Below are 15378 nucleotides of genomic sequence, written 5' to 3' on the forward strand. Positions count from 1 at the left end.
ACCATGTGTCACATCCTCTGCTGAACGTCGATCGAGGTACGCAAGAACCATCCACACCTTCGGGGCCAGAAGAGATCGGACGTCTCGCCGAACCGCTGGCAGGAAGTCTCGGGCTCTCGTTGACCTCGCGAGCTCGTCCGAGTTGTCGGGAAGCCGGAAGGTGTGAGCGCGGTTCTCGTCGTCCCCGTACATGGTGATGGTGGAGAGCAGAATCCCCACCGTCCGATGAGTGCGGTACCGGATTCCCTCCTCCCGGTCGGGAATCCGTGCCTTTACCTGCTTCGACAATGGCCGACCGATGCCCGCAGTGGTTTTACACCCTGCTTCGAGAAGCTTTCGGCCGGGCCAGGAGCAGGGTTCCATGGTCAGCCGAGAGCTTGATTCGCGGAGAAAGGCCTGAGTATGCCCCGGCGCTGCAGTTCTCTGATGTGTTCTGCCACGCGACGCGGTGCTTCGCCCCCGGTCACCAGCACACCCGCCTCCATGTTGCGCCGAGCGCCGGACTCGGTCAGGTTGGCACTGCCGAGCAAGAGGGTGCGACGGTCGGCGACCGCCAGCTTGGCGTGCTGACGTGAGCGGCCCCGATCAGCCGGGTCCCGTGCCCAGACCCACAGCAGTAGGCCGGGCACGGATGCGAATGCTTCGGCCGGTTCCCTTCCCGAGAGCAGACCGCCGGCGCCAGCCAGGGTCTCGACCACGACGTGCATCTGTACGCCCCTGCCCGCAGCTTCTGTGAGGGCCTTCGTCAGGGCGGGATACGGACGAGCCGCGTACGTCATCGCCAGCAGTTCGTGCTGCGCCTCGTTGATGACCTCGACCAGCACCTGGGCCGTGGCACGCACCGGTACGCCCGGTGTCGAAGGGCCGCTCCACACGGTGCGCACCTGAACCGCGTCCCTGGTCTGCTGCCGGGCGGCGACATAGCCCCGTATGTACGCCGCCGCCTCGGAGGCGGGCACCGCCTCCGCCTGCATGGCGTCGTACAGCCTTGCGGCAGCCTCGCTGACCCCGGGTGTCGCCAGTTCGGTCAGTACTCTCTCCCTGGTACGCCCCTGGGCCAGCAGGCCGGCGAGGTCCTTGCTGCGTGAGAGGCCGAGGGCCTCCACGGCAGCCTCGGCAGCGCCTTCGAAAGCCGGTCGGCTCACGGCAGCAGGCCGGCCGGGGTCATCACCGGATCCTGGTCCCCGGCCAGTGGAACGAGGAACCGGCGGTCCAGGAACCGGTTGCCCCGTTCGCATGTGGTTTCCGAGACGAATAGACAGACATGACATGCCGCCCCGTGCAGGAAGTCGGCCGGGTCGTGCGGCAGGCGTTCGGCGCACAGCGGATCGGCGGAGCAGTGACGTGCGTCGGTCAGGGCCCGACGCACGATCCGGTCGAACTCCCGCTCCTCGGCCAGGGACACCAGACCTCCCAAGGTGCCCTCAGAGTCCGGGACGGCGGTGTAGATGAGGATGCCCGTTCTGGGGTTCTGCTCGTCCCCCGCGTAGATCCGCTCGGCGAGGGAGGCGGAGTTGTAGCCGCATTCCAGCGCGATGGTACGGATCAGCAGGTGGGAAAGCGTGTGCAGAGCGATGTACCGCGCCCCGGGCCAACCGTAGTAGGGGTCGAAGTCACTGGTCTTGCGGTCCGACTTCCGGTTGGCGCGGAACCGTGCGTACGCCTCTCTGTGCGCCTCCATCTGCGGTGACTTGTCCATACGAGCGGTCCACTCGGCCATCAAACCGTCCTGCAGGCGCAGGAAGATGCCCTCGCCGCGCACCTCACTGGCCGGTACCCAGTTCCGGACCCCGCGGGACAGCTCGACGCGCGTGGCGATCTCCGGTGATTCGGGGTCCGGGGCGTCGAGTCGGGTGAACCCGATCAGCGCCCGCGCCTCACGCAGCCGCTCGACCTGCCTGATGTCGGCGAAGAACTCACTCAGACGGGCCGGCACGGGAATCTGCCGGAGTGCGAAATCGTCGCTGGGAGTGGGAACGGGACCGGAGAGTGCGTCCCATTCGGGTCCGAAGAGGTCGGCCTGGACGTCAGGGGCTGAGGGGGCCGGCCCGGTGGTTCCCTGCTTGCGGGCCGTGATCGCCGCGACCACCGAGTCGGCGTCGAACTCTTTGAGGAAGGTGAACTTGGGCATGCGCGCCATGAAGTCGAACTGCCCTCGGTCCTCTATCAGTTCGAGGTCCGGCCAGTGATCGTCCAGGAGCTTGTCGATGTCCCCGCCCTGAGCCTTGGGCAGTGCCAGGGCGCTGAGAGTGAGCGGGAACCACTGATTGGACGCGCCCGCCACCATCAGGACCGGTTCCCGGTCGCAGCCGTTCGTCTCGTAGGTGTCGAGATGCGGATGCCGTCCCCGGCACCGGGGCAGGTTGCGCCGGCCACGTTCGCCCATGGCCTCCCGGATGTTGCGCTTCACGCCGCAGGCGACGCATTCGATGGTGACGTTGGCTGCCTGGTTGCCTCCGTGGTCCTTCATGCGCAGCTTCGGGCGCGGCGTCTTGCCGCAGCCCTGCCCATGGTGCACGTACGCGGTGTACGGGAACTCGTCGAGGTGGCCGGCGGTGCACACGAGGGTGAAACGGGCGGCCACGGCCAGCGGCTTGCCCCGCTTGCAGTCGTGGACGAACTTCGCCTCGTGCGGGGTCCGAGGGTTGGCGTTGACGAAGGCGAACTCGCCGGAGTCGATCGCGGCCAGCACATTGCACGCGGCGCAGCGCAGCCACTGCGGGAACGGCGTGACGGGCACTCCGACTCCCTGTGCCGCCCAGCCCTTCGGATCCGTGTCGGCACCTTCCAGCCAGGGGGCGGAACGCAGCTGCTCGACCTGGCCGCGTCCATAGCGTTGGAGCGACCGGTTGACGGCGGCGCGCAGCCGGGGCTCGTCGATGTCGTAGTCGGTGACGCCGGAATGACTCCAGGAGTCGATTCCCCGGATCAGGACGGAGAAGTTGGGCAGGTCGACGAGGGCGCCGACTCCGGCGGTGAACATGAGGTGGCTGGGTCGTACGGCGCCGACCCTGCGGTTGCTGGCGTGACTGCTCATCGTTGTGCCTTCCTGACCGTGTCGGCCGTGACGGGCCCGTATTCGTCGCTGTCCACGGTGCCCGCCGTGTCCGGCTCGGTGTCGGCCCCGGAAGCGCCGAACGTCCAGTCGGGGCCACCCCCCGACGGCTCTTCCAGGAAGGCGCCGCCGCCGGGAAGGAGCAGGTTGATCTCGTTCTCCGTCTCGCGCATCGACATACCGACGGTCAGTTCGGTCCATCGGGATCCGTCCGCCCGGCGCAACAGACCGTTCACGACGGTCGTCTTGTGCTTCTCCTTGCGGTAGCCGAGGGCCGAGCTGCTCTCGTCACGTTTGCGGCGCCATTCGTCCTTGAGCCGGTCCAGACGTTCACTCAGGTACTGCCTGGGTCGATCGCCTCCCACTCGCTCGGCGCGCTCGAGAAGCCGCCGTTCGACGTCCTGGGCGAGCGGTCCGTCGAGGTCGACGTGGTGTGCGTCGAGGTTGCGGGAGGAGTCGTAGGTCGCGTGGCGCAGCGCGGCGACGTAGGTGGCGGCGACACCGCGGTCGAGCGCGCGGCGCGTGTACGGGGTGACGGACAGCGCTTCCACCTGGCGGTAGAACGTCGCGTGGTAGTGCTCGAAGTCCTCGTAGTGGGCGAGGTCGCGGGGGCGCGACCAGTTGTAGAGGGTGACCACCAGGCCCGGACGGGCGGCGTCGCGGCCGACTCGCGAGGACGCCTGGATGTACTCGGCGGTGTTCTTGGGCTGGCCCACGACGAGCATCAGGCCGAAACGGGAGACGTCGACACCGACCTGCAGCATGGAGGTCGCGAGGACGACGTCGACAGCTTGTCGGACGGACGGCGTCATGGATGCACGGGGTTCGCGCTTCTCGTTCATGGCGGCGGCGTATTCGCGGAGGAAGGCCCGCCTTCGCACCGAGGTGTCCCGCTCCGGGTCGAATTCGATCTCCAGCCGCTTCAGGGCCGCGCCGATGTCCGAAGAGGAGATGCGGGAGGTGAGTTCCTGGATGCTGAGCATCCCCGCTCTGCTGACGATGCGGTCCGACAGCGTCTCCTGGCCCCTGCGACTGCCGTTGGATCGCACACGGGTGGTGATGTCGTCGTCCATGTACCGCCGCATGCCGGCGAGTTCACGGGTCGCGTTGAAGTAGCCGACAAGGGTCATGTACGGGTCTGCTGGCCTGCCGTAGTCGTCGAAGAGCTGCTGCGCCGCGAGCAGCAGGATCTCCGCGACGCGGATCTCGGCGGCCTTGAGGCGGGTGCCGTGCGCACATACGCCGAGGTAGCGGCGGCCGGGATTCTCCCGGCTCAGTTCCACCTGGCGGGAGAAGAAGGTGTCACCGACGTCGAGCACCTGGGGAGGGAAGACGGCGACCTTTCGGCCGAAGACACCGAGCACCTGGTCGGCGGCCCGCTTGGTGGTGGCGGTGGAGGCGACGATCTTGGGGCCGACTTCGTGATGTGCCCCGTGAGCGTCGGTGAAGTTCCACGTGCACAACTGGTCGACGGCCGCCTCGAAGAGGCCCACGGTGGTGCCGAGGGCTCCGGAGATCAGGTGAAGCTCGTCCTGGATGATCAGGTCCGGAGGTCGCAGGCGGGTGACCGGCTGGGCCGTGACGGCGGGCAGGTCGCCCCTGGCGTTGTGGCGGCCACCGCAGCCGGTCTTGGCGTCCAGGTCGTCGTGGCGGTAACCGTGGCGGGGGCACAGCTCGGTGACCCTGCCGAACAACAGGCCCGAGTAGCCGTTCCACGGAAGCTGGGCGAACTTGTCGACCGTGGCGATCAGCAGCGAGGGGGCCAGCCGGTAGATCTCCTCGTCGACGGTGAGGACGGGGATGCCCTCGCCGAGCGCTTCACGGCGCGAGAAGGGACAGCGTTCCTTCCCCTCGCCGCGCGGGCAGTACAACAGGACCCTACGGCGGCCTTCGTCGTACTCCATGTTCGAGCGGGCGGTCAGCCCGCTGCCGCACCAGGGACAGGTGAGGACCTGCAGGACGCGGGCGTGCTTGTCGCTGGCGTTCTCCTTGGCCTCGGCGATCTGTTCCTTGGCCTCCTCGAACCAGTTCGGTGAGACGGAGGTGCCCACCCAGAGCCCGATGCGGAATGGGGTGGATCCCCAGCGTCGGTCACGCGCGAACTCCTCGCGGCGCAGGACCTCGCAGGCACTCACCAGGGCGGCGGCGCGCTGGAACTGCTGAGCGGTCAGCAGCCGCAGGGTGTAGCGCATGAGAACGCCCACGCCCGCCTCACCGCTCCGGGCTTCCGTGCCCGAGCCCATGGTGCCCTGGAGGCGCCGCAGCGCGAAGGTGTAGGCGGCCAGTCCGAGATACGCCTCGGTCTTGCCACCACCGGTCGGGAAGAACAGCAGATCGACGAGGGCTTCACGGCCGGTACCACGGTGCGGGTGCCCCGGCTGGGTGAGGGAGTCGGTGTTCAGCAGGACGAAGGCGAGCTGGAACGGACGCCAGCTGGCTGCCGCCTTGCCCTTGGCGTGCACCTCGTCGTAGGCCTCCTGGTAGGACCTGGAGTCGTTCTCGCGGCCGGCGCGAGCGGCCGCGATGGCCGTGTTGCGGCGTTGCAGGGCCATCGCCCGGTTGGCAAACCGGAAGGCCAGCAGGGCCGTCTCGTCGGCCACGAGGCGGTCGATGCCGAGGGTGATGCGGTCGCAGATCTCGAGCGCCTGCTCGATCGCGGTCTCGGCCGCTTCTCGAAGGTCCGCGGGGAGTGTGGCGGCACGACGGCGCTGCTGCTCCAGCCATGTGCCGTATCCGTCGGCCAGCGGGGCGAGGGCGGCGCTGAGCTCGGCCCGACGGTCGGGCACGGCGAGTGCCGCCAGTTCGTCCATGCCCAGTTCCAGCCCCCGGAGGAGGTCCTGTTCCTCGAGTGCCGGCGCGGTGGTCGCCCTGACGTCGTACTCGGGAAGCCAGACGGTGGTCAGGCGGTGCGCGTTGCGCTCTCCGTCGCGGACGTGCGCGTGAACGGCGACGTTGCGGCCCTTGGCGTGGCTGAGGCTGTCCCGATAGAGCAGGCGCAGTCGCCGCTCCTCGGCGTCCTCGGGCACGCTGTCATGGCTCGCGGGGGCGAGGGGGTCGTCGACCGGCAGGAAGACGGCCGCCTGGTCGTCGGGAAATGCGGTGACGTCGATCTCGGTCTGGAAGAGCCAGTGTGCGTCGCGTGCGTCCGCGCTGTCCGGCTGCCGGTTCACCAGGGCCAGCTCGACTATGCGCAGGTCCTCGACGCCGGTGCGGCCGGTGTGCCGGCGTACCTGCACGTCGAGGACGACGGCGTCGCCGTCGAGTTGCACGGTGTGGTCGGCCCCGTCGGTCACGTCGATGTCCACCAGGCGCTCGACCGGCTCACGTGACCAGGCCCTGCGCGTCGTCCCCCGCTCGGTGGCCTCGTCCGACTGGGTGTAGCGACCCCAGCGGACGGCTGCGCTGAGTGTGCCGACGGATGCCGGAACGCTGAAGGACAGGCCCATGGAGGACGCCCAGATGTGTCCGGCGGCCTGAGGACTCAACCGGTCCTGCAGGTCGCTGTCGTCGCCTTCCTGCTCGTCGCCCGACACCCCGTCCGCGCCCTGGGCGGCCGCACGGGCGATCCGTTCCGCGGTGACGGTCTGGGGTCGCGGGCCGAGCATGCCGACCAGGTACCTGTCACGAGGACCGGAGGAGGCACTCGGCAGCGTTTCCTCCTCACCGTCCCAGGGGCCCAGCAGATCGCGGCGGACGTAGTGCACGAGCGCGTCGCGCACCGCGTAGGAATCCCCGGCGCGGAACGTCTGGGGAATCTCGTCGAGCGGATGGGGAACAGCGGCCTGGGCAGGCTGGGCCGGCATGCGGTAGGTCCTTTCGGACAGAGCCGTTGGAGCACGGGTGAGTACCGGGGTACGACAGCACGAGAAATATATCCCCGTTGACTCAGTTCACACAACGATTGCAGCGGACCGTCGCTTACCGTCCCGTCAGTCTCTAGGCTGGTGCCTGCCCGTCCGCCCGCGACCCGAGGACTCCCATGCCCCGCCTCGCCCTCTCCGACGACTTCGTCGCGGACCTGATCTCCCTGCAGAGACCTGTCCAGAAGGAAGTCAACGACACGATCCAGATGTTCCGGAGCCTGACCGTGCCTCAGCTCCACGCCAGCAAGGGACTGCATCTGGAGAAGCTCGAGCGGGCGCGCGACCCCCGGATCCGTACGATCCGGGTCACCAAGTTCTATCGGGGTGTTCTCCTCGCCCCGGACGACGGCAGCGAGTTGTTCACTCTGCTCAGGGTGGCGCCCCACGACGAGGCGATCAACTGGGCCTGCAAGCGTGCCTATTCGGTCAACGGTGCCACCGGAGGCCTGGAGGTGCGCAATGTCGAGGCCCTCGAGCAGATGGAGACCTACTTCGAGACGAAGGCGGTCCAGACCCCGGCCCGGCTCTTCGCGCACCACTCCGACACCGTGCTGCGTGACCTCGGCGTCGACGAGCAGGTGCTGCGGCTGGCACGGGTGTGCGTCACCGCCGATGACCTGACGGTCATGGCACCTCCCATGATGCCTGCCGATCAGTACGAGGTGCTGGAGTACCTGGCGGCGGGCTGTTCGCCCCAAGACGTCTGGGAACAGCTGATCGCCCCGCGCGGGCAGACGGTGCGCACGGCGGAGGAGCGGCCGGCCGTCACACTCAGCGAGGCGATCCTCAACACGCCCAACCGCATCGTGGAGGTCACCGGCCCCGGCGAGCTGGAGCGCATCCTCAGCGAGGACTTCGTTCGCTGGCGCGTCTTCCTGCACCCCTCCCAGCGCCGGTACGCCTACCACCCGGGCTTCAACGGGCCGGCCCAGGTCACGGGCGGCCCCGGCACGGGCAAGACGGTCGTCGCCCTGCACCGGGTGCGGCACCTGCTGCGCCCCGGACGCGAGGGCGACCGGATCCTGCTCACCACCTTCACCAACGCCATGGCGGCCACCCTGCGGGACAGCCTGGCTCTCCTGCTCGGCGACGCCGACGCGCATCTGCTCGACCGTGTCGACGTCACGACGGTGGACTCGCTGGCCGCCCGGGTCGTCCGGGAAGCCCGGGGCGGTTCGCCGAAGCCGCTGTCGGCGGCAGCGGAGAAGACCGCGTGGACCCGTGCCGCCGCGCGCGAGGACCTTCCCTGGTCGGAGCGCTTCCTGTCCCAGGAGTTCCGCAACGTCGTGCTGGCGCAGGCGCTGCGGACGCCGGAGGAGTACCTGAGATGTGTGCGCAGGGGGCGCGGCACGCAGGTGGGGCGGGTGCAACGGGCCCGGCTGTGGCGGGTCATGGAGAGGTTCAAGGGGGACTTGGCTTCGCGTGACTCCGCGACGTACACCATGGTGTGCGACCAGGCCGCCCGGATCCTGGCCGAGCAGGGACCGCGCTACCGCCACGTCGTGGTGGACGAGGCACAGGACCTGCACCCGGCCCAGTGGCGGGTGCTGCGTGCCTGCGTGGCCGAGCAGGCCGACGACCTGTTCCTCGTCGGTGATCCCCATCAGCGCATCTACGACTCCCGGGTCTCGCTGCGGTCCCTGGGTGTCAACGTGCGCGGACGCACCTCCCGGCTGCGTCTCAACTACCGCAGCACGGAGGAGATCCTGCGCTGGTCGGCGTCCCTCCTGGACGGCCAGCCGGTGGGCCGGCTCGGTGAGGACGACGAGGACGACGGTGGCCAGGACTCGCTGCGGGGTTACCGTTCCGAGCTGCACGGTCGCGTACCGGTGGCTCGCGGCCATGCCAGCCAGGACGACGAACTGCGCGCGCTGGTGGACCAGGTCCGCACGTGGGTCGACCAGGACGGCGTGAAACCGTCCGAGGTGGCCGTGTGCGCCCGGTTCAACACATTGGTCGATGCCGTCATCGCCCGTCTGCGTCGTGAGGGTGTGCCCGCCGTCGCGGTCAAGGACGACCCGGGACCGGCGGTCTCCGGTGTGCGTGTGGCGACCATGCACGCCATGAAGGGGCTGGAGTTCCGCTGTGTGGCCATCGTCGGCGTGACGGCCAACGCGTTGCCGTTCGCTCCGCAAGTGACACCGGCCGACGAGGACGCCGTGCAGCACCGATCGGATCTTCTGGCCGAGCACTGCCTGCTCTTCGTGGCCTGTACGCGGGCGCGCGACGCGCTGGCGATCTCCTGGAGTGGTGAACGGAGCCCCATGCTGGACCCGGTCGCCGGCTGAACCCCACCGGGCCCCTGTCCCACGGACCGAAAGACAGGTCCGTGGGACAGGGCTCCCTTCTCACCGTTCCGTGGCCGCGATCAGGCGCGGATCTCCCGCACGACCACCGTGCGCTTCTTGCCCTGGGACGTGTCGTACGAGATCGCGCGTCCTGTCGGCTGCCAGGTCAGCGCGTGACCGAGTGGGGAGGAGGGGGAGACGATGTCCGCCTCTTCGGTGGGCAGTTCGGCGATCGTGTAGAGGGTGTCCTCGTCCACCTGGCCGTCGAACTCCAGGCGAAGCAGTACACCCGGAACCACGACGTCTGGAACGGCCCCTTGCCGCCCGACGGCGACGGCGTCGAGGAACGTCCGCAGGAAGACGAGGCGCTTGGTGCGCCGGTCGCGCTGCTCTTCCTGGGTCCTCCTGAGGAAGACCAACTGTGCCGCGTCCGCTTTCTCGGGGGTCTCGAAGGGAGCGTCGACCGCCGTCTGCAACTGCTGCATCTCGCGCACCAACCGCTGGAAGGCTCCGGCAGGGATCTCCCGGACCGGCAGGAGGCCTGGTGCGCTCGAGGGGGGAGTCTCCGTCCGCGCCTCGTTCTCGGACGGTTCGGCGGACACCGCCCCCAGGGCGGCCGCGCTCCGCGTCGACATTTGCGCTCGCATGTCGTCCCGGCCACCGCCCTCGTGGTTCGACGCTCCTGACCGCTCTGCCGGCAGGCCGTTACCGGCAGGGGTATCACCGGCCCCTGCCGCACGCCCCGCCTGGACGGCCTCATCGGCCTCAGCTGTGTCATCGCGGGTCACCGCCACCCTGTCGGTCGCCGCGTCACCGGTCGCCTCGGCCTCGTCGGGCGCGGGGCCGTCGGTGGCACCGTAGCCTTCCGGCTCCCGCCCGACCGGTTCGATGCCCAGCCGTTCCAGCTCGGCCCACAGCGGGGCCAGTGCCTGCTCCCGGTCGAGGTGGAAGCGACTGCCCCGGATCCGGACGAACGTCCAATCGACGCGTTCCAGGTCGCGCTGTCTTGCGGCCGCGGTGGAGGCGTCCTCCCCCTCGGCGAAGGCGTCACCGTCGCAGGCGACCGCGAGGCGACGCGTTCCGCCCTCCACGACGAGGTCGAGCGTGTGACGACCCACCTTGTATCCCGGCCGGACCCGGTGGCCCCGTGCCGTCAGTTCCAAGTACACCTTCTGCTGGAACAGGCTGTCGAACGCTTCGTGCCGGACGTCGGGCAGAACCTCGCCCTCGACCGCGACGACGTCCTCCTCCGCGGGACGGGTGAGTTGATCGAGCCACCGCCGGCGCAGGTCGTTCTCGTGGAACTGTTCGGCCCGCGCGCTGTGGAACACCCACACCTGGTCCTGGGCGCGTGAGGCCGCCACGTTGATGCGCTGCTCGTAGGTCTTGCCGTTGAAGCCGCCCGGGACCGCTCCGGCGGCCGTCGTCGCCGAGTTGACGAACGAGATGAACATGACGTGCCGCTCGTCGCCCTGGAAGTCCTCGGCGTCGCCCACCCGGATGCGCCTCTCCTCGCGCTGCTCGTAGTCGAGGCGCTCGGCGATCAGGTTCTCCAGCTCCGTCAGGTGCCCCTTGCTCGCGCGGAGGCTGATGACGCCCATGGTCTTCCCCTCGTAGGCGGGGTCGGCGCAGCAGCGCACGATCGCGTCGACGAGGGCCTCGGCCTCGGCGGTGTTGGTCAGCCGGGTGTTGGAGCCGATGGCTTCGCCCGTCTCGACGTACACCGTGCGGACCGGGGGCAGTCGGTCGGCGCCGTACTGCCGCAGGGGCAGCAGATCACGGTTGTAGCAGAGCTCGTTGGAGAAGGAGATGATCTCCGGCATGCACCGGAAGTGCTCCTTGAGCATGAGTGTGCCGCGGCCAGCCGAGAGCGCTTCCGTGAGGTCGAAGAAGCTGGACTCGGGGCCGAACAGGCTGCGGACGTCCGGTTCCAGCGCGGTGAGCAGACGATCCCTGAGGTGGAAGTACTCGTCCTGCTTGAGGCCGACGTTGGACGGACTGACCTGCTTGCTGTCGCCGACGACGACCATCCGGTCGGCGAGCCAGCTCAACAGCATGGCCTCCAGGCCCGACTGACTGGCCTCGTCGACGATGACGACGTCGAACAGACCCGGCCGGTCCATGGGGACGGTCTCGGCGACCTGGTGCAGGGGCATGATCCAGGCCGGCACCGCCGTCTGCGCCTTGCGCAAGGCGGCCTGTGCGTCGCGCCGGTAGCGGTGCTGGTACTTGCCCTTGATGCGCCGTGCCGCCTGCTGATAGGCGCTGAGTGCCCGGGACTGGTCGCCGGTGAGCAGGCCGAGGCAGCGGTGCCAGGCGCGAGCGGCAGCGAGCCGCGCGAGCATGATGCGGGCCTCGTCGTCGGCCTCCGTCAGTCGTCGGCGCAGGGCGCGCTCGGCCTCGGGGTCGGTCAGCCGCTCCATGCGGTCGCGCCACGCGGACCAGGCCCAGGCCTCGGCGAGCGAGGGCAGCCTGTCGTCCCAGGCGCTGTCCTCGGCCGTACCGGCGATGCGGTCCGCGAGGGCCGGGAACGCCTCGCGAACACGCTCCAGGGCCCCGGCCTGCTCGGCTCGCAGTCGAGCGGCCTCGCGCACCTCGGCCATCTCTTCGCTGAACGTGCGGTAGCCGACGGGGTCACGGTCGCGGACGGTACCGAGTGCGCGCACGACGGCGGGCGACACACCCGGCCGGTCGCCCCAGACGCGCAGCAGGTCCTCGCTGTGCTCGATGACCTTGCGCGACCGTTCGGCCGCGCGCAGGGTGGTCGCCGCCCTCAGGAGGGTGCGTACGGCGTTCTCGACGGCCGCCTCGTGCCAGGTGGCGACCGCGAGGGCCGGGGAGGTGGCCGCGGCGGTCAGGACGTCGGTGCGGGCGGCGACGACGGCGAGCAGTGCGTCCAGCACTTCCGCGTCCTGCCTCAGCCGTGCGAGGCGCGGTCCGTGTCCCTGCCAGGCGGCGACGGGTACGCCCCACTCGGACTCCACCTGGGCCAGGCGCAGTTCCAGCTGGACGCGGGCGAGGACGACGGCCGATGTCGAGACGTCCTCCGGCGCCCGACCGTCGACCCGTACGGCTTCCACGAACGCGCCGACCGTCTTCGCCAACTTGGAGCGGATGCCGAGGGGGCCGCGCAGCTTCTGTCCCTGCCCGAGTCCGTCGTGCAGTGCGGTGACCTGGGCGAGTGCCGTGGCCGGGTCGTACTGCTCCAGGCCGCTGACCATGGCCGTGCCCAGGGTGGCGAGCGAGGCGTCGACGGCCGCCAGGGTTTCGGTGACGGCGGCCTGCCGGCTGCGTGCCTGCCAGTCCTGTCCCTCGGTCACCTGCTTCAGGAGCGTCGTGGCCCAGTCACCAGCCGCGGCGGCGAGAGCCGCAGCACGAGCGCGGGCGGCGGAGAAGGCGTCGAGCGCCGAGGACAGCCGCTGCTGTTCCCCCTCTCCGAGGCTTCTCACGGCCGTGTCGTACTCCGCGCACATCGGGTCCCGGCGCGCCTCTGCGTGTGCTTCCTCGGCCGACCGCACGATGCCCACGGCTTCCTCGAAGTCACCGGGGCCCGGCAGTTCGTGAGGGCCGGGGACCTCGGCCGCCAGGGCCTGGTGGTGCGGGGTGTAGGCACGGGTGGTGTGCAGCAGGCGCAGGGTCTCGTCGGCGCTCAGGGTGGGCTGCTCCTGCGGGACCGGGCCCAGCCAGTCGTACCGCCCCGCCTCCGCGGTGAGGCGCTCGGCGATCTCCTGCAGGCTGCCGCTGTAGTCGCCGATCTCCGCCTCGAAGCGGTGGGTCTCCTGTTCGCGCAGTGCGGCGAGGTCGCGCAGCATGGCCTGCTGAGCGTCACGGGCCTGGGCGAGGCGCGTCTGGAGGGCACGGATTCCCTTGCGGGAGGCCTTCTCGTCGTAGCCCGCGTACTCGCCGAGGATCCGCTGCACGGACGCTTCCAGCTCCCGCTGGGCGGCCGCGCCGTCCTCGGTGCGGCTCACGCACAGGTCGCGGATGGACTCCGGCAGCTTGTCCCGCAGTACGCGCAGGGCGCGCGGGGTGTGGCTGGTGATGAGGACCCTCTTGCCCTGCGCCAGCAGGTCGGTGACCAGGTTGGCGATGGTGTGCGTCTTGCCGGTGCCGGGCGGCCCCTGGACGACGACGAGCCGGTTGGCGCGCAGGCGTTCGGCGATCGTGCGCTGCTCCTCGTTGGCGGGCAGCGCGAAGTACATCTCGTCGCCGTCCTGCGCCGTTCCGCCGTCCTCCGCCGCCGCGAGGTCCGCCGCGGTCAGCGCGCCGTCCCGGCCCGCGATGTAACCGAGCAGTGCGGTGGGCGGGGTGCCCGCGTCGACCTGCCGGGCGATGGCCTTGAGGGCGTCCATGGTGGAACGGCGGCTGCGCTCGCGCAGGACGAGTGCGGGGGTGAGCCCCACCTGGGGGACATCGAGGCTGCGCGGCCTGGCGCGCTCGACGGTCGACGCGTAACTTCCCGCGCTGTGCGCGGCGTTCACCCAGCTTCGCAGGGCGGTGTGCACGGCGTCGAGGTGCTCGGGGTCGGTCACGTCGGAGGCGCCTTCCAGCGCTTCGACGATCGCCTCGCGCACCGTGCCCGGCACGTGCTGGGCCCCTTCCAGCATGCCCTCCTCGAGCTCCAGGCCCGTGCCGGTGGGGTCGGGGGCGGCGGTGAGCATGCCGGTGGACGGGTCGAGCTGGAGGGTGGCGCGGTGCGTGAGGAGGTGCCGTTCCACCCTCTGCCCGGTGGTCGTCTGCCAGGTGAGCCGGCCGAGGCCGAGCACGAGTTCGTACGCCTCGCCGAGGCCCGCGGCGTCCTCGTGCATCTTGTGCAGCCGGTCGTACAGCCTGACCATGGGGTCGATCGCGCGGCGTCGTTCCGCCCAGGCGAGCCATTCCTGTTCCCAGGCGGCGTACAGCTTCTCGATCTTCTCCCGCTGGGGGTGTTCGTCCAGCTCGTGGTAGGTCTTGTCGAGCGGGATGCCTCGGGACCAGTCGGGGAAGTCGGGTTCGATGCGCCGGCGCAGGTGTGGGGCGCGGGGCTCCCTGAAGTCACGGATCCGGGTCTCGTCCACCCAGGGGGCGAGCAGGGCCTTCGGGTGCGGCGCGTCCTCGCGTTCGGGTCGTGCGACGGTCAGCCAGGCCGGGTCCTCTCCGGCGAGAGCGCCGTCGATCATCACCTCGACGCCGTCGTCGTCCGGCAGCTCGTCGAACCACACGGTGCCGGCCGCCCCGTCGAGCGTCCGCACGGGACGCGTCTTCGACTCCTCGGCCTCGGCGAGGAACCGGAAGATCTGTCGGACGCGAGCGGCGTCCAGGTCGCCGGCGGAGGTCTCCGTGGCCACTGACGGGACGGGTCGGCGTCCGGGGCCGGTCGACCGGACCGGGGCGACGTCGGGCGCGGCCGGTACGATCGCGCGCTTCGCTCCGGCGACATCCGAGGGCGCCGTGGCCGCGGGTTCGGGGTCGTCGTCCGACTCCGCGAACAACGACTGCTGCTGCTCACCGAACAGCAGGGACTGGTCGTACAGCACCGGTGCGGGACCCTCGTCGGTCTCCGCGACGGCCGCCGGCGCCGTGCCGAACGTGACGCTTCCCCGGTCGCTCCCCGGAAAGCGGACCTCGATGTCCAGGTCATCGGCGGAGTCGGCCGGAATGCTGTAGGCCCACGTCACGGAGACCCTGCGTCCCGCGCGCAAGGTGCCCTCGAGTTCGCCGTCGAGCACGTCACTGTGGTGGTCCTGCACCTGCCGGGCCGTCTTGCCGTGCGGCCCTCCCCGCACCAGCAGGGTGACGCCGTCGAGGTCCAGCGGACGCCCGGTGCCGTTGCTCACGAAGAGGGTGCACCGCACCAGGTCGTCACCCTGTCGGTGACCATGGCTGCTCTCGACGTCCGTCAGTGCGTAGGGCACGACGTCATCCACTCGCACGTACAGGCCGTCGTCGTACTGGTAGACAGAACCGATCGGCTGCGGTTCTCCGCTCAGCCCGCGCTCACCCTGACTCACACGCCCACCCCACCACTACTTCCGAGGACCATCCGGTGGCCCGACCGGTCATCCCGCCCCGACCACCACGAGTCCGGTCACGCGGCGCCCCCCGGCGCAAGAACTCGAGTGTGAACTGAGCACACATGGCGAGCGTATCAGCAAACATGGGATGCCATTCCGCTCCATCGACATCCCTGCAC

Annotated in this window: 5 protein-coding genes; 1 reads left to right on the plus strand and 4 read right to left on the minus strand. The window is 69.9% G+C overall.

Annotated elements, in window-relative coordinates:
- Nucleotides 1-365 precede the first annotated feature (365 nt).
- Genes drmC through drmA form a run of 3 tightly spaced genes read right to left on the minus strand, consistent with a single transcriptional unit; the run spans nt 366 to nt 6858 of the window.
- Entirely contained in the window at nt 366-1145 is a 780-nt protein-coding gene (gene drmC, locus ACFYUZ_RS18010) for a DISARM system phospholipase D-like protein DrmC (protein WP_389310237.1), read from the minus strand.
- On the minus strand, nt 1142-3037 hold the full coding sequence (drmB, locus tag ACFYUZ_RS18015) for a DrmB family protein (RefSeq protein ID WP_389310239.1): 1896 nt from the start codon (nt 3035-3037) through the stop codon (nt 1142-1144). Before drmB ends, drmC begins: the two co-directional genes overlap by 4 nt.
- Nucleotides 3034-6858, minus strand: a complete 3825-nt coding sequence (gene drmA, locus ACFYUZ_RS18020; protein ID WP_389310241.1) for a DISARM system helicase DrmA — start codon at nt 6856-6858, stop codon at nt 3034-3036. The genes drmB and drmA overlap by 4 nt, the downstream gene beginning before the upstream one ends.
- A 176-nt stretch (nt 6859-7034) precedes the next feature.
- Between drmA and ACFYUZ_RS18025 the strand changes: the two genes are divergently transcribed.
- Nucleotides 7035-9206: a UvrD-helicase domain-containing protein gene (locus tag ACFYUZ_RS18025; RefSeq protein ID WP_389310243.1), complete on the plus strand. Its 2172-nt coding sequence runs from the start codon at nt 7035-7037 to the stop codon at nt 9204-9206.
- Nucleotides 9207-9286: 80 nt separating this feature from the next.
- Here ACFYUZ_RS18025 and ACFYUZ_RS18030 read toward each other — a convergent pair whose 3' ends face one another.
- Complete coding sequence (locus tag ACFYUZ_RS18030; RefSeq protein ID WP_389310245.1) at nt 9287-15100, minus strand: AAA domain-containing protein; 5814 nt, start codon at nt 15098-15100, stop codon at nt 9287-9289.
- Between the last annotated feature and the right edge of the window lie 278 nt (nt 15101-15378).

Origin of the sequence: Streptomyces sp. NPDC004266 (assembly GCF_042874095.1) — a bacterium.
Lineage (GTDB): Bacteria > Actinomycetota > Actinomycetes > Streptomycetales > Streptomycetaceae > Streptomyces.